Origin of the sequence: Pseudomonas viridiflava, from assembly GCF_900602065.1 — a bacterium.
In the GTDB taxonomy this organism is placed as follows: domain Bacteria; phylum Pseudomonadota; class Gammaproteobacteria; order Pseudomonadales; family Pseudomonadaceae; genus Aquipseudomonas.
In genome coordinates, this window is the sequence record NZ_UWFN01000095.1 from 257,940 (window position 1) to 274,336 (window position 16,397).

The following is a 16,397-nucleotide window of genomic DNA, read 5'->3' on the forward strand; positions in this document are numbered from 1 at the left end:
GTAAAGATATGCACCTCGCCATGACTGACTTCACACCGATCACCACTCCCTCAGTCGCCATCATAGGCGGTGGCCCTGCTGGTTTGATGGCGGCCGAAGTGTTGAGTCAGGCCGGCCTCAAAGTCGATCTGTATGACGGCATGCCTTCAGTGGGTCGCAAGTTCCTGTTGGCGGGCGTCGGGGGCATGAACATCACCCATTCCGAGCCCTACCCGGCCTTCCTGTCCCGCTACGCCGAACGGTCTGGCGACATCGCCCCCCTTCTACGCAGTTTTGGCGCTGATGACCTGTGCGAATGGATTCACAACCTCGGTATCGAAACATTTGTCGGCAGTTCAGGGCGTGTATTCCCCACCGACATGAAAGCAGCGCCGCTACTGCGTGCCTGGCTCAAGCGCTTGCGTGATAGCGGCGTCACGATCCATACGCGGCATCGCTGGCTCGGCTGGGACGCTGCGGGTAAGTTGCGTATCGCGCACCCTGAAGGCGAAACAACGTTGAGCACCGATGCAGTGTTGCTGGCCCTGGGCGGTGCAAGCTGGTCGCGGCTGGGCTCGGACGGCGCCTGGTGGCCGCTGCTGGCCGAGCGTGGCGTTGACCTAAAGACACTACAGGCCGCCAACTGCGGTTTTGAAGTGACTGGCTGGAGTGAATTGCTGCGCAGCAAGTTCGCGGGCGCACCGCTGAAGAACATCGGCATCGGCCTACGCGGCCAGACGCCTCGTCTGGGTGAGTGCGTGATCACCGACAAAGGTGTGGAAGGCAGCCTGATTTATGCGCTGTCGGCGCAAATCCGCGAAGAGATCAATCAGTACGGTGCCTCAACCATCCTGATTGATCTGCTCCCCGGCAAAACACCTTCTGCCCTACAAAAAGCGCTCGAAAAACCTCGCGGCTCACGCTCCATGTCCAAGCATTTACACAGCCAGCTGGGGATTGATGGGGTGAAAGCCGCCTTGCTGCGAGAGCTGGCCCCGCGTGAAGCCTTCGACGACCCTGCTCAGTTGAGCATGGCTTTGAAAGCCCTGCCGCTCCAGCTCATCAAGGCTCGCCCGCTGGACGAAGCCATCAGTACCGCAGGCGGTGTAACCTTCGAAGCCATGGACCAGCGCCTGATGCTCAAGCAATTACCGGGCGTATTCTGCGCCGGCGAAATGCTCGACTGGGAAGCGCCCACCGGCGGCTACCTGCTCACAGCCTGCTTTGCCAGCGGCAAGGCAGCGGGGTTGGGGGTTCTGGAGTGGTTGAAGGAGACTCAACACAATTCCCCTGTGGGAGCTGGGCTTGCCCGCGATAGGGCTGGACTCGATCTAAAGTGAACCGCGTGCAGCCCTATCGCCGGCAAGCCCAGCTCCCACAGGTTCCCGGCCAGATGCACGACCGCACGGCGACGGACACAACACAATGATTCAGGACACCCCATGAACCTAGAAGAACTCACCCAACGCCTGCACCGCATCCGCGATCAAAATGACTGGAAGCAGTTTCACAGTCCGAAAAACCTGGCCATGGCTGCCAGTGTGGAAATGTCGGAGCTGGTCGAAATTTTTCAGTGGCTAACTGAAGACCAGTCCCGCCAGCTTGAGCCTGAGAAACTCGCACATGCTGGTCAGGAAGTGGGCGATATCATTCTTTATTTACTGCTGCTATGCAGCGAACTGGGAATCGACATGGACACGGTGGTCCGCAGCAAACTGGCCGACAGTGAACGCAGGTTCGCCAAATGAGTGATCGCCACTTCGATCAGCTGGCGACGCGCTTCGCCGAAAAAATCTACGGCGGTGCCAAGGGTGCAATCCGCCTCGCAGTACTTCAGGCGGATCTCACAGAAGCGCTGCCGGAACGTCCGTTGCGGGTGCTGGATATTGGCGCCGGGCTGGGCCACATGTCGTTATGGCTGGCAGAACGCGGTCATGACGTCACGCTTGCAGAACCGGCGGCGCCGATGCTTGAAGGGGCCCGCCAACGATTTGCCGACGCCGGCCAGGCCGCCACGTTCATTCAGGCGCCCTGGCAGGAGCTGTTGCACCAATTGCATGAACCTTACGACCTGGTGCTGTGCCACGCCGTACTGGAATGGCTGGCCGAACCCCATACGATCTTGCCGGTATTGCACAAACTGACCAAAGCCGATGGCTGGCTGTCCCTGGCGTTTTACAACCGCGACGCGTTGATCTACCGCAACCTGCTCAAGGGTCACTTCAAGAAAATGCGCAAGAACGACATGGCCGGCGAGAAACAAAGCCTGACGCCGCAACAACCACTTGATCCGCGTGAATTGGCAGCGCAACTTGAAGGCTTGTGGCGTGTCGAAACCCAAAGCGGTGTCAGAGTGTTTCACGACTACATGCCTGTGGAGTTTCAGGCACGAGCCGAACTGACGGACTTGCTGGAAATGGAACTGGCTCATCGTCGGCATCCTGCCTACGCCGGGCTGGGCCGCTACCTGCATTGGGTGTGCCGCCCACTCTGACTCGATAAGCGCCGGACTGATCACAGGCAGCCTGGCGTGAATGATCGCTGCTTCCTGTCTTCGAAGGCCACTTTGCGGAGGCCATGATGAAACGCCGCCTCGGATTGCTCACGCTGTTCCTCGGGCTGGCTGCCTGCCAGACCGATAACCCCTATCGCGCTGACTCCAGCCCTCTGCCACCGGCCCCCGCGCAAGCGGCTAATACGGTGGACATGAGCGCCTACCCTGCCCCGCCTCGCGACTACGGGCGCTATCGCAACTGGACGTGGCGCAATAACCAACTGCCACCCGGCTCAGCCTGGGCTGATTCAGCGCAAATCGCCGAGGCCGTTAGCAATGGCCTGGACCAACGAGGGCTGCGCCCGGCCCAAAACACCCAGCCCGCAGATCTCCAGGTCAGCGCGCAGACCCGGATGGAAGTCCGTACCCGGCAGGTTCGTGACGACTATTACGATCCTTACTACGGCGGCAGCGGCATCGGTTATGGCCACGGCCCGTATGGCAACCGCTATGGCGGTTATGCCAGCGTCCCCATCGTGCGGACTTATCAGGAACAGGTGGTGGTCGTCAGCATCAGCCTGTTTGACGCCCGCAATGGCCAGCCGGTGTGGAGCGCAAGCGCCGAGACACGAAACGGCAGCGATCAATCAGATCGGTCCAGCGCCCTGCGTCAGGCTGTGCAAAAAGCATTGAGCGCGTATCCTCCTTCCTGACATCTTCGGAGAACTGCCATGTTTCGCCGTCTCGCTCTACTGTCCCTGTTAGTGCTGCTCAGTGCCTGTCAAACCAACCAGATCAATCGTGATTTCGACGCCAGTCGTGACTTCGGCGGGTACCGAAGCTGGAGCTGGAAAGAGCCCGGTGTGCAGTATCAACCGGATGATCCACGGATCAAGAGCGACCTCACCGATCAGCGCATTCGCCAGTCGGTCGGCGAACAACTCGACCAGCACGGTTTACGCCTGGCCGCGTCGGGCGCACATTCAGACCTGAAAGTACAAGCCTGGCTAATCATGGAGAATCGTCAGCAACTGGTCAGCACCAATTACGGTGGCGGCTGGGGACCTTGGGGTGGCTACGGTTACTGGAACGCGCCAATGACCGAAACTCGCAGCGTGGACTACAAAGTGACGACCCTGCAGATCGACCTGTTTGACGGCAAAGACGGCAAGCTAGTCTGGCGTGGCAGCACTGAGCGCATCCTCAACCAGGACAATGCCCCCAATGCGCGCGAGACGGCGATTCGCCAAACAGTCGCGAAAATTCTGGAGCAGTATCCACCGCGTTGAGGCCGCGTTTTAGTTGCAGAGGGCTTGGCAATGCCGGCCCTTTTTAATAAAAACTCATCAAGAATAAGTACTCGTTACTTCAATGCGTTAAATCACATCCCTCCTCAAAACTGATAAAGCGTCAAAAAAAACATACTTACTGACATGACGTTACATCGCGGCAACCGAGTTCCTGAGGGACCGGATTCATCCGGGAAAGCGGTACTACTGGCGAAAAATGAGGGGGATTTCACTGGCCACTTCCCGGATGAATACGGTCCCACAAGATCCTTTTGATTCAGATGGTTATGGCGTGTTCTGAAAAAAGCCAACGTATTGGCGCTCACCGTCGACGTCAAGAAAACCCCACACTTCCTGGCCTCGACCAGAAAGAAAATACCCACTAGTCGTAAACACGATTAACACTATGTACATAACGCCAAAGTCTGACTACGGTAGTAAGAGGTCTTGGGGAACACATGACCTATACGAAAAATAATCGTATCGATAAGGCGTGAGTTGAATTCTCACAACGCTTTGTATTTCGCAGACAGGGAGTGGCGCGTGAACACGAATTCTTCAGTCAAGGTACTTGTCGTCGACCACCAGCCCTCAGTGGTGAGCGAGCTGAGCGAGTTTTTACAAAACAGTGGTTACGAGTGCTCTGCCAGTTACTCAAGCAAAGAAGCACTGGAACAGTTCCGCAACGATCCAGCGGTAGGCATCGTTTTGTGTGATCTGCACATGCCTAAATCCGATGGTGTGGAACTGGTGGAAGCGCTGAAACTGGTCGCCGGTAAAAAGCGCGTTTTCGAGACCATTGCGCTGACGGCCAACGACGACAAACAGGAAGTGATAAAAGCCTTGCGAGCGGGTGTTGCCGACTACTTTCAGAAACCAGTGAACCTGAACGAATTGCTGGAAGGCGTGCAACGGCAAGAGGCGGTGCTGCATGAACGGCAGAAAAGCTTCCGCCAACTGGGCGAGCTCAATGAAAAGCTGCGGTTTCTGGCGGCCTCCATCGATGATCTGTATGAAGACCTGGACCGGGTTCGTCCGTCTCCTGCCGCACCCAGCGCGGAGCAAGGCGCCGAGGAAGAGGTGGACCTTTCAGTGCTTTTTGCCCCACTCTCCCCTCGTCAGCAGGACGTAGCCCGACTCGTCGCCAAAGGTCATACCAACTACCAGATCGGCTGCAAGCTGGGCATTACCGAAAACACCGTAAAGCTCTACGTCTCGCAAGTGTTGCGCCTGACCCATATGCACAACCGCACACAACTGGCGCTGGCGATGTCACCGAGCGGAGCAAATCGCGTGCGAGATGCGGCTCACTAGATTCAGCTCAATCGACGGCATCAAATACCACTCGTGCCGTCTGGCCGCTTTCATCCAGCACGCTCAACTCATAACGGCCGAGCCGTGTCAGGGTTGGGCTGAAGCTGTCCTGATTCGCGGTGTCAGCCATTGGCACACCGTCGATAAACCACCAGCGACGACCGCTGCCCCCCAAGGTTGAGACGTTGAGCCGCAACACTTGCCGACTGCCAGCGGGCAAGCGCAGATGATCACCGTCACGCACGCCGACAATCGTCAGCGGCGGCGCAAGACTCAGCCCTTGCGGCGGGCACGTCGGGTCAACCTGGGGCAGACGCACTTCACGGCGTTCCGCACGGGCCAGCCACGGCTCCAGTGCAGCAGGCCACAAAATCAGCTCTCGCGGCCGTGCTCCGGGGCATCCGGCTGCAACCCTTAAACCCTGCGAGTTGACCCAGATTTTTTCCTGTTGACCCAATCCCAATGGCTGGTCGGTTGCCTGCAAGGTCGGTGGCGTGGTGCCGTCCAGGGTCCACGCAAACCGTTGTCTGCGGCAGTTGGGGTCACTCTTGCTCATGGGCTGGCCGAGCGGCCAGCAAATCGCCGCCACCCCAACGCTTGAAGGCACCGGCTGGATCGGAGCCGCGATCCCTCGCTGACTGTCGCGATTCGCCAGCACATCGTGAACCTGCAGCATCAATGGCGCAGCTGACGCGAGGCCAAACTGCCCCGGCACCGGCGTGCCGTCCGGGCGACCAATCCACACACCGACCACAAAGCGTGGCCCGACACCCACGGCCCATGCGTCCCGAAAACCGTAACTGGTCCCGGTTTTCCAGGCCAGTTGCGGACGTTGTACCAGTTCCGCATGCGGGTCCAGGTCCGGGCGTGCCTGACCACTGAGTATCTTGCGGATAATCCACGCTGCGCCCGGCGACATCATGGCCCGATCACGCAACGGGGCGTCGGGTTGCAGACGAATATCAGCACTGCGTCCAGCCCGGGCGAATGCGCTGTAACCGCCAACCAGGTCTTCCAGACGGCTGCCTACGCCGCCAAGGATCATCGCCAGATTCGGCTCGGCCAGCGGCGGCAAGGTCAACGGCACACCCCCGTTGCGCAACTCCGCCGCAAAACGCTTCGGCCCATAGGCTTCCAGCAGCTGTACTGCGGGCAAGTTCAGCGACATCGACAGCGCCGAACTGGCCGCCACCGCGCCACTGAAACCGGTGGCAAAGTTACCGGGGCGGTAGTTGCCATAGTGGCGTGGCACGTCCTGCATCAGGGATTCGGAATGGATCAGCCCGGCATCCATCGAAAGCCCGTACAGAAAGGGCTTGAGGGTAGAACCCGGCGAACGCAGAGCGCTGATCATGTCCACATGACCAAAACGCTTGGCATCGTTGATATCCACCGAGCCGACGTAGGCGCGTACAGCCATGTTTTGCGCCTCGACAACAAGAATCGCCGCCGACGTTCGCTCCGGCAAGCGAGCGCGCCAGCCCAGTAACAAATCCTCAAGGCGGCGTTGCAGAGCAGCATCCAGCGTGGTGCGAATCAAAGGAGGGCTGTGCGGACGATTCAAACGCCGCGCCAGTAGCGGCGCCAGACTTGGCTCCTGTCGTGGGGCCAGTAACAGCGGCTCCTCCAGCGCCTCGGCCACTGCGTTGTGCGGCCAGACCTGGAATTGCGCAAGACGCTTGAGCACTTTGTCCCGTGCCTCCTGCGCCCGTTGCGGATGGCGATCCGGGCGTAAGCGACTCGGTGCCTGTGGCAGCACAGCGAGCATCGCTGCTTCGGAGCGGGTCAGTTGCCGGGGCGATTTACCCAGATATGCCCAACTGGCCGCAGCGACACCCTGCAAGGTGCCGCCAAACGGCGCGCGATTGAGATAGAGGGTGAGAATTTCGTCCTTGGACAGGTGCCACTCCAACTGCATCGTGCGCCACAGTTGCCGCACTTTACCGGGCAAGGTTCGCGCATGCGGGTCGAGCAGCCGTGCCACCTGCATCGACAACGTGCTGCCCCCGGATACCACCCGTGCGCCCCTGAGGTTCTGCCATGTTGCTCTGACCAAAGACAGCGGATTGACCCCGGGGTGGCTGTAAAACCAGCGATCCTCATAAGTCAGCAACGCTTCGACGTAATAAGGCGAGACCTGATCGATCGACACCGGATAACGCCAGACGCCTTCGGCATCAGCAAAGCGCCACAACGGCGTACCGTCTTCGGCCAGTACTACACGCGCCAGATCATCCTTGGGTAATGGCAGCGGCCAGATACGGTCGGCGAGCCATAGTAGTGCGATGATCAATGCCAGCCCGGCGATGAACCCACACAGGCACTGTGTGACTAACCTGTGGGAGCGGTGCTTGCCCGCGATAAGGCTGGACGCGATTGACCTGATATCCGCGGCGTCCTTATCGCGGGCAAGCACCGCTCCCACAGGTTCCGTGGATCCCAAAGGTTGCGCAGGTCTCCGGCGCTTGAAGAAGCGTGACAATATTCCCGGTTTCAAGGCAAAACGCCTTTACACTTCGGGGAACTCGCCGCACCAATAGATAGCCAAAGCGAACAGTCGCCTTTAATCATGGCCCTCATCAGGACACACATATGCAGGTAGAAAGCTTTTTCGAATGGCTGGGCCAGGCGCTCGGCGCAGTAATTCGTTTTATCGTCGATGGACTGGAGTGGTTGTTCAATATCTTCGCCAACGCGGGTGGGAATTTTGTCGACGGTCTGTCCCGCACTCTGGGCATGGACACCTCGTTAATCAGCATTCTCGCGCTGATCGTCGGTTTGATGTTCCTGTACTCGGCCATTCGCGCCTTCATGCGCGCCTCGATCATCATGGGCATCATCTGGCTGGTGCTGGGCTTGTGGCTGCTGAGCTGGATTATTCATTGATGCGCCGCCCCTTGTGGAGCTGCCGAAGGCTGCGATAGCGGTGTGTCAGATAAGTCGCTTTCGCAGCCTTCGGCAGCTCCTACAGGGATTTGCGTCGTTACTTACCATTCACCACCATCTGCGCAGCCGCTTCGCCCAGAGCCTGCCAGTTCGGCCGATACATCGACTCCACCTGCGGTGGCGGTACACGATAGATACCCGGTGTGACGGCACGAGCCAGATACAACAAGTGCACCGTGTTATAGCCGTTCAGATCCAGCGCTGCCACGTAGCGATCACCTCGATACTCCTGATGTTTGATGCCCGCGTTCTCCATCGACTGACGCCACTCTTTCACTGACTCGCTGGCGTCTTCCAGGCTGGCTGCGCTTTGCGCCAGGTTCTGGTTTTCCAGCTCCAGACCAGCCGGGAGCAAATCTACAACCAGCGCATCCGGCACTCGCTGTTGAGCTTTGACCTCAATGTGCACCAGCAACAGCTGGCCGCTTTTCAGCGAATCAAGGTTGGCTGCCTCGCCGTCGAGCCCCAGGTATTCACGACGAATACTCAGGTTCTCCCCGCCTGCCACCGGTGCGCGGGTCGGATACCCCGACAGCGTCAGTTGTTGATACAACGTATCGCCGCCACGGTTTTGCACCGACAGGGGAGCAGCCAGCAGCGGACCATCGAGCTTGAGGCCCGGCTGTTCGTTACTCAACTCGCGGCTCTGGCCTCCGGCGCTGAGCGTCGCCGCCCATTTACCTTCCGGCTTGCCCAGCAGATCGCGGCCCGCAAGGAACAACGCGTTGCGCTCCTGCGTGGACAGATAGCGGCTCGCAGCCACTTCATCGGCGAGGGCAAACAGGCGTTGATCGCGCTTGTCAGCCGCCAGATTATTTTCCTCCAGCAGCGACAGGATCAACGCCTGATCACGCAGCGGGCTGCCGTAGTCAGCCAGCCACTCATTGCCTTTGCGCCCCGCTGCCAGGCCCGCCAACATGGCTTGGTCGGCGCGAGGTTTGTCGCCCATTTTCTCCAGCGCTACCGACAGCTGCACCAGCGGCAAACCGGAACGAGCTTCGGTGCGACGATCAAACAGGCTGCGCAACGCGCCAAGTGGTGCCTGTTGGCTACGGGCCAACACCAAACCGGCGTAAGCCTGCACGGCAAAACGCGTGTGCTCGGCGTTTTGGCTGTAGCTGACTTCGATCTGGTTACGCTCCTGCAAATAACGCAGCAGACGTTCACTGGCTTTTTTCAACGCATCAGGCGGGACCGCAAAGCCCTGATCGCGTGCACGCAGCAAGAAGTCAGTGACGTAGGCTGTCAGCCAATACTCTTCCTCGCCATCAGCGTTCCACAGCCCAAAGCTGCCGTTATGACGCTGCATACCCAACAGCCGCTCAATGCCCAACTCGACCTTTCGCTTGCGTACCGCATCGGTTTCGCCCTTGATGCCCAAACGCTTGAGCGTTGCAGCATCCGCGTACAGCGACGGATAAAGACCGCTGGCCGTCTGCTCCAGGCATCCATAGGGGTAGGCTTCCAGGGCACGAATCTGCTCACCCAGATTCAGCGGCGGTCGGCTCGACACCGACAGCATGGCTTCGCGACCGGCAGGTTCGAACGCATCGAGCGCGCCCTCTGGCAGGCTCCACGGCTCCTCGTTAAGCGTTGTGCGGTAATGCTTGAGCATCGCCGGGTAAACCGGGCGCACACCGATGGTCCACTCGCGGGAGAACGGCGGCAGGTTTTCGTCCGGTAGCACCAATCCATTCACCACGACTTTCAACTTGCCCTGCCCCAATCCGCCCTCGGCCCGCACCGGAATACGCAGCGTTGTACGTTGGCCCTGGGCCAGTTGCACGCTCTGATTGAGTTCGCTATTGGCGAGACTCAACTGACCTTCAGCAGTGGCTTGCACCGTCAGTTTCTGCGGTTGACCTGAGAGGTTCGACAGGTCCAGCGCCACCGTGGTCTGGTCACCGCCCGCGAGGAAACGCGGCGCCGACAGCTCGGCAATGATCGGCGCAGCGACCACGGTCTTCGCCTCAGCCATGCCATAGCGCTCATCGCTCCAGGCCTGAGCCATGATGCGCAGCTCGCCGTTGAAGTCCGGAATATCGACGCTGACTTCCCCTTCACCCTGGTCGTTCAGCGTCACCGGTGCGCTTTGCAGGGCCACAATCGTCACCGACGTGTCGGGGCGTTTGCCGCCCTTGGCCAGGGCGTCACCACCGAAGGCCATACTTGCCAGACGGTTGCGACCGGCTTCGATCAACTGGCCATACACATCCAGTTGATCCGCACCGTACTCTTTGCGGCCAAACAGGCTGGCGAACGGATCCGGCGTGGCATAACGAGTGATATTGAGGATGCCCACGTCCACCGCCGACACCAGCACATGCACCGCTTTGGGCACGCTGCCATCGGCATTTTTTGCAGCGACTTTGAGTTTCAGTGGCTGCTTGGGACGCATTTTTTCCGGCGCAGTCACTGTCAGCGCCAGCTTACGGGGCGAACGATCCAACGGAAGATGCAGCACGCCGACCGCGCGTTTGGGGGTGACGTTAGCCTTGCGCTCACCGGGACGAACCACCAGCGCACTCACGTACAGATCGTGACGTGTCCATTTTTTATCCAGCGGCACGTCATACGTTTTGCCCTCGGCAGGCACATCGATCTCCTGCCACCACAACGGCCCGTCACTGGACTCGACCAGCAGGTAACCCTTGCCTGCGGCGGGTGGCGTGACCGTAACCTTGGCAGTGTCGCCGTCGTTATAGCCGGGTTTATCCAGCGCCAGTTTGACCTGATCGGGACGCACCGCGCCGCCTTCAGCGTTGTCCTGCCAGCGATAGCCCGCCCAGAAACGCAGACTGCTGATCAACCCTGTTTGAGGGTCTTCGACCTCAACCCGATACGGGCCCGACTCCACAGGAAAGCTGACCTTGGCGGTCGAGCCCTGCTTGATGTTGATGGTTTCTTCGCTGAGGTTGAGGAATTTCTCGTTGAAGTGATAACTCCAGCCCTCGTTGTCCGAGTAATTCCAGTAATAGTCACGACGCTCGCGAACCAGTCGGACTTTGACGTTATCGGCCGCCAGCTTGTTACCCGCGTAGTCAGCTACCAGCACTTCGAACTCAACCGGGCCGTCGCCATCGGTCTGGGGCATGCCGTCGGTTTCATCGTATTCATCGTTGCTGCCTGTGCTGCTGCCGAACAACGGACGCAACCCCGGCATCTGCTCGGCAGGCCATACCGGCTGCACCAGACGCCGGGTGATCGGGCGGCCACCCGACTCTTGCAGGCTGGCCTGGAGGATCAACTGCACCGGCGACCTGGCGTTCGCCCATTTGCTCTCCACCTCCAGACTCAGCTTGCCCTGTGCGTCCAGCGTGCTGGCTTCGATCTCCAGGTCCTGCTTGAGCTCCTGCTCAGTGATCGAGCCAAACTGATAGCCAGGCAAACCAGGCACCGCTTCACGCAACGGTCTGACATACAACAGGCCGATCAGGTTATTGCCGGATGCCGGGGCGCCGTACAAATAACGACCGGTAACATCGAACACCGCGTTATCGGTGGTAGCGATGGGTGTTTCACTGCCTTTGATTTCCAGCGCCAACCGTTCCGGCAGGAAGTCCTCAACCTGAAACTCATAGAGCTGGGGTTTGCCATCACCCAGATCAAATACCAGTTGCCAGCGCCCGGTGGGCGCCTCATCCGCCAACTGCAGTTGATATTGATACAAGCCGGACGTGTCTGCTTCCCAGACAAACTTACGGCTGATTTGCTCGTCGGGGCGACGCACTTCGATCGTAATCGGTTGCGGCTTCACAGGCTTACCATCGTTATCGCGCAGCAACCCATTGAGCAGCACGGTTTCACCGGGACGATACAAATCCCGCGGACCAAAAATGAAGAACTGCAACGGGTGCGCCCGGGGTCCGGTGATGTCGAACTCGGCCAGATCAAGCGCCGAGCTGTCCAGACGCAGCATGCTGGTCTGCTCATCTTTGTGCGCCAGGAGCACCGCCGCCTTGGCCGGTAACGGCAACTCGGCATGACCTGCCGAGTCAGTTTTCGCTTGCCCCACTACTTTGCCATTGCTGTCGTAAAGCTCCAGCTCTACGCCGCTAAGGGCTTTGCCACCCTCAAGCGCCTGGGTAAAAGCATCCAGACGATTGGCATAGCGGTGCACCGACAAACCGATGTCGCTCAAGGTAAACAGCGTGGCGGGGATGGAATAGTTGTAAGTCCCGGAAGCACGCATCACGGCGAGGTAGACACCCGGGCCTTGCAGCGCTTTGATCCCGGCGATCGGCAATAACAGCGTTTCCCGGGTGTTACGCGCCGGGTTCAGGTCGAAGCGGCCTTCGTAAACCAGATCGGCCTTATCCAGCAACTCTTTGGACTCGTAATACTCAATGCTCGATGCACCGCGCCAGTTGCCGAGAAAAGCTGGCAACGCGTCGGGTTTAACCCGGAAGAACTCGACATTGACCTTGTCGACGTTCAGCGCGATCACTGGCAAGCCTTCAGCCAGACGCGTCGGCAGCAAACTGCCGCGGCTGGCGAAGCCCACAGTAGGTTGCAGGTCGGAGGTTTCCAGACGGCTGATGAATTCAGCCGCCAGTGTGGCCTTGTTGACGCCGATCAGTCCGGCATCAACCGTGAGAACCAGTTTGCGCTTGGGTTCCAGATGGCGCAGACGGAGTTCCATGAGGTTATCGGACAGCTCCCATGCGCCGTCCACTTTGCCGCTCTTGCTGTCGACCAGATGCAGTTTTTCCGCGAATTTCTGTTCAGGGTCCAGAGGAACGGAAAAACTCACCGACAAGGTGCTCGCACCGTCCAGCTGAATCTCCGCAACGTCCACGATGGTCAGGTCGCGACCTTCGTACCGCTTGCTCAACGCAGGAAGGTCCACTGCAGGCTTGGGCTTGCTTGACTCCACGGCCACAGGCTGTGTGGCGGGCGCGGGTTTATCCGGGGTGGAAGAATCACAAGCACTCAGCAGCGCAAGCGCGCAGGCCAGAAACAATCCTTTGTTAAACATGGGGCACTCATCGGCGGCAGGTTGAGAGAAGGTCACTATATAGCAGGCACATGACCGAGCATGTCAGGCCGCGAAAATAGACACCCGCTTTGAGACTTTGTTCTCAGAGGACTGCGTAGGAAAAGTGGACATTAATCGTAGGGCGGTCACAGGTTTCAATGTGGGAGTGGTGCTTGCCCGCGAGAGGGTTGCACGAGGTGATTCAGGCCTGACGCCTCGCGAACAAGTTCGCTCCTACCGGTAAGCGCCGTGTCGTCAACATCAGGACCAAGCGCCCAACTTTTGCGGTCCAGTTCACTCTACAATACCCGCCTTGCACGGGAGCCTTCATGTCCAACCTGCTCAACGACTGGCGCGACCGCGCAACCCACCGCCGCGTCTGGGCGTTGGCTGCGCCGATGATCCTGTCGAACATTTCCGTTCCGTTAGTGGCGCTGGTCGACAGCGCGGTGATTGGCCATCTGCCCCACGCCCATCAACTGGGTGCCGTGGCGGTTGGCGCAACCCTCTACACCTTCCTCGCCTGGACCATGGGTTTCCTGCGCATGGGCACCACGGGCTTTGCATCCCAGGCCGCCGGACGCAACGATGGTTCCGCCCTGCGTCAAATCCTGCTGCAAGGCTTGTTACTGGCGATGGGGCTGGCGCTATTGCTAGGCGTGATCGGCTTGCCGTTCAGCCACATGGCGCTGAACCTGATGCAACCCTCCAGTGACCTGCAACAGCTGACTGAGGCGTTTTTCCATACCAGACTCCTCGGACTGCCCGCCGCACTGGCCGGTTATGCCTTGGTCGGCTGGTTTCTCGGTACGCAGAACGCACGTGCGCCGCTGATGATTCTGCTCACCACCAATCTGGTCAACATCGCCCTGAACCTGTGGTTCGTGCTTGGCCTGGACTGGGGCGTCGTCGGCTCGGCACGCGCGTCGGTCATTGCCGAGTGGACCGGTGCGCTGCTCGGCCTGGCATTGACCCGCAAAACTCTCCTGGCCTGGCCCGGCCAGATGTTCTGGGCCGCCCTGAAGCGCTGGGAAAACTGGAGGCCGCTGCTGGCGGTGAACCGCGACATCTTCATCCGCAGTCTGGTGCTGCAATCGGTGTTTTTCCTGATCACCGTACAAGGCGCGCGACTCGGCGACGCGACAGTGGCGGCCAACGCATTGCTGCTCAACGGCCTGCTGCTTACCGCTCATGCCCTGGACGGGCTGGCCCATGCAGTCGAGGCTCTCTGCGGACATGCCATCGGGGCGAAAAACCGGATTGCCTTACGCCGCTCATTGACCGTCGCCGGTGGTTGGTCGTTGATTGCGAGTGTCGCGTTCGCCTTGCTGTTCCTGGTGGCAGGGCATTTGTTTATCAGCCTGCAAACCGACATTGTCGAAGTGCGCGAAACAGCCTTCATCTATTTGCCCTATCTGGCAGCATTGCCCTTACTGGCGGTCTGGAGCTACTTGCTCGACGGCCTGTTCATCGGTGCCACCCGGGCCCGTGAAATGCGTAACACCATGCTGGTGAATATGGTCCTGGTGGCGCCTTTCGCTTATGCAATGCAGGGCTTGGGCAACCACGGGCTATGGCTGACGCTCTTGCTGTTCATGCTGCTACGGGCTTTGACTCTGGGATTCGTTACTTGGCGGCTGAGCAAGAGCGGTGCGTGGTTCAACGCTCCGGTTCAGCATCAGGCTCAGTAGGCGTCGCCAGCAGGATTTGCGGACTGCTCAGTTTCAACCCCTCAGCGTTGATGCTCAGGGTGCTGTCGCCAACGGTGAAGGACAGCTCGCAGCCCTCCTGATAATTGATCCGAGAGCCGCCTTCGACTTGAATCCATGACTCGCCGCCTGTAGCTGCCAAGGGGTTCAGGTTCACCTCAAGCCGATGCGGCGGCGTTCGTGGCTGAGGCGGGTCAGCGATGACGTCGGTCGATTGCCAGACACAGGCGCTGATCACCGGCTGGTCCATGTCCCCGTCGGTGAAACTCACAACGACCTGCATGCCGCCACGCAGAACTGTACTCAGGTGCGAAACCACCGGTAACCAACAATTGCCACACGCCGAGGCTTGCCCCGGATATCCCCAGTCGAATTGCACATTAATTCGCCCTTGAGCGTCAGGGCTGACGGGCTGATCAGCGATACCAACGACATAGGCACACTGGATGGTCGCGACGAAGGCTCTGGCCCGCGGCGGAGGTTTGAAGCCCGCCTCCCAGGGTGCGACCTGAAACTGATTGACGTACATACTCTTCTCGGGCGCGACGAGGTTGTGCAACTGCCGGGTATCGAAACCACGATGCACGACGTGAGTCACCAGCCATAGATGATTCAAGCCTTCCTCCGGATGCCCTTTGAGTGGCAATAAATGCCCGGACGAGACAAACGACAAGGTGCTTTCGCCCTCTCCTTTCTGACGGGTATGGTCGGAGGGATCATCGCCTCCCGGCGTCAGGACGAAGCGCGTGACGCCAGCCTGCATCGGCACCTGCTGAAAAATGGCCGCAGAGGTCCGGCGAAAAACCCGCAAACCATCGCCGAACACCAGTTCATGGTCTTTGCGGGAATGATGGAAATGGAAGTGGATGCCCTCTTCCGCACACAACCGCTGCACCAGTTGCAGATCGGACTCACGGTATTGCGAACAGAAATCACGCTTGCGGTACTCGACCCGGAGGTCGAAGCGATAACTGCCCTCCCGAATACCATGCTCCAGTAACACCTGCCCGATGATCTGCGGCGCGCTCATGTGTTGGAACACCCTAGGCGCGTAACGCTGGGCCAGGCAGGCCAGTCGTGGCCCGATAGACAATCTGTAACACGCCGGCCCAGGCTTGTAGTGGCTGCGCACGACACTGTGAATCTGCCCGTGAATGCCTGTTTTCTGACCCTGAAAACTTAAAAAGGCGACGCGATACATCAGCCCCTGCTGATCCAGATGCGGCTCGTCGATCAGTACTTCCAGCTCAAAGACAAAAGCCTCGCTGATGGCTTCCGTTCCCGTAAACGACAACACCTGCAACCCTCGGAACAGAGGGAGGATGTCCAGATTAAAGTGATGAGCGACAGCTGGGCCGGGCATGGAGGTGTTCTCTACAGGGACGCGGCCGTGGATTCTGGCCGAGAAGAACCCTCGGGTAGAGAGCGAAACGAAGAATAGGACGTTGCCTACAGAGGATTAGGAAAGCGGAGCAGAGAAGGAGACCTAAGCTGGAAAGCAATCCCCGCACCACACATCTGACCTGTAGGAGCTGCCGCAGGCTGCGATCGCGGTGTGTCAGGATCAATGCTTCGCAGCCTTCGGCAGCTCCTACAGAAAATGCATTTCAGTCCAGTATCTTGCATGTTGTTGATGAGCGTGAACTTGTTGGCGAGACGTCATACCTGTGTACACAGGTATGAAGCTT

At 59.3% G+C, this 16,397-nt stretch carries 11 protein-coding genes; 8 read left to right on the top strand and 3 right to left on the bottom strand.

The window, feature by feature from the left end; translation table 11 throughout:
* Positions 1 to 20 precede the first annotated feature (20 nt).
* The 6 genes from EE949_RS03835 to EE949_RS03860 all read left to right on the top strand — a co-directional run bounded on the left by EE949_RS03835 (position 21) and on the right by EE949_RS03860 (position 5,076).
* Positions 21 to 1,319: a TIGR03862 family flavoprotein gene (locus tag EE949_RS03835; protein WP_122663038.1), complete on the top strand. Its 1,299-nt coding sequence runs from the start codon at positions 21 to 23 to the stop codon at positions 1,317 to 1,319.
* Between the two features lie 102 nt (positions 1,320 to 1,421).
* Complete coding sequence (locus EE949_RS03840) at positions 1,422 to 1,727, top strand: nucleotide pyrophosphohydrolase (protein WP_122663040.1); 306 nt, start codon at positions 1,422 to 1,424, stop codon at positions 1,725 to 1,727.
* A complete protein-coding gene (locus tag EE949_RS03845; protein ID WP_122663043.1) occupies positions 1,724 to 2,473 on the top strand; it encodes a methyltransferase domain-containing protein in 750 nt (249 codons plus the stop codon). Before EE949_RS03840 ends, EE949_RS03845 begins: the two co-directional genes overlap by 4 nt.
* Before the next feature lie 86 nt (positions 2,474 to 2,559).
* Positions 2,560 to 3,186, top strand: coding sequence for a DUF4136 domain-containing protein (locus EE949_RS03850; protein WP_122663045.1), 627 nt, complete (start codon positions 2,560 to 2,562; stop codon positions 3,184 to 3,186).
* Between the two features lie 18 nt (positions 3,187 to 3,204).
* Positions 3,205 to 3,762 (top strand): DUF4136 domain-containing protein, encoded by a 558-nt coding sequence (locus EE949_RS03855; RefSeq protein WP_122663047.1) that lies wholly within the window; start codon positions 3,205 to 3,207, stop codon positions 3,760 to 3,762.
* A 543-nt stretch (positions 3,763 to 4,305) separates the two neighbouring features.
* Positions 4,306 to 5,076, top strand: coding sequence for a response regulator transcription factor (locus tag EE949_RS03860; RefSeq protein WP_122663049.1), 771 nt, complete (start codon positions 4,306 to 4,308; stop codon positions 5,074 to 5,076).
* 7 nt (positions 5,077 to 5,083) lie between these two features.
* On the opposite strand, the gene pbpC is transcribed toward EE949_RS03860, so the two are convergent.
* On the bottom strand, positions 5,084 to 7,396 hold the full coding sequence (gene pbpC / locus EE949_RS03865) for a peptidoglycan glycosyltransferase PbpC (RefSeq protein WP_122663200.1): 2,313 nt from the start codon (positions 7,394 to 7,396) through the stop codon (positions 5,084 to 5,086).
* Between the two features lie 272 nt (positions 7,397 to 7,668).
* On the opposite strand from pbpC, the gene EE949_RS03870 reads away from it, so the two are divergent.
* Positions 7,669 to 7,962: a hypothetical protein gene (locus tag EE949_RS03870; RefSeq protein WP_122663051.1), complete on the top strand. Its 294-nt coding sequence runs from the start codon at positions 7,669 to 7,671 to the stop codon at positions 7,960 to 7,962.
* A gap of 97 nt (positions 7,963 to 8,059) precedes the next feature.
* Here EE949_RS03870 and EE949_RS03875 read toward each other — a convergent pair whose 3' ends face one another.
* Positions 8,060 to 13,000, bottom strand: coding sequence for an alpha-2-macroglobulin family protein (locus EE949_RS03875; RefSeq protein ID WP_122663053.1), 4,941 nt, complete (start codon positions 12,998 to 13,000; stop codon positions 8,060 to 8,062).
* Positions 13,001 to 13,329: 329 nt separating this feature from the next.
* On the opposite strand from EE949_RS03875, the gene EE949_RS03880 reads away from it, so the two are divergent.
* Entirely contained in the window at positions 13,330 to 14,691 is a 1,362-nt protein-coding gene (locus tag EE949_RS03880) for an MATE family efflux transporter (protein WP_122663055.1), read from the top strand.
* Here the strand turns inward: EE949_RS03880 and EE949_RS03885 are convergent.
* Positions 14,660 to 16,072, bottom strand: a complete 1,413-nt coding sequence (locus EE949_RS03885) for a type VI secretion system Vgr family protein (protein WP_122663057.1) — start codon at positions 16,070 to 16,072, stop codon at positions 14,660 to 14,662. The genes EE949_RS03880 and EE949_RS03885 overlap by 32 nt on opposite strands.
* Positions 16,073 to 16,397 lie beyond the last annotated feature (325 nt).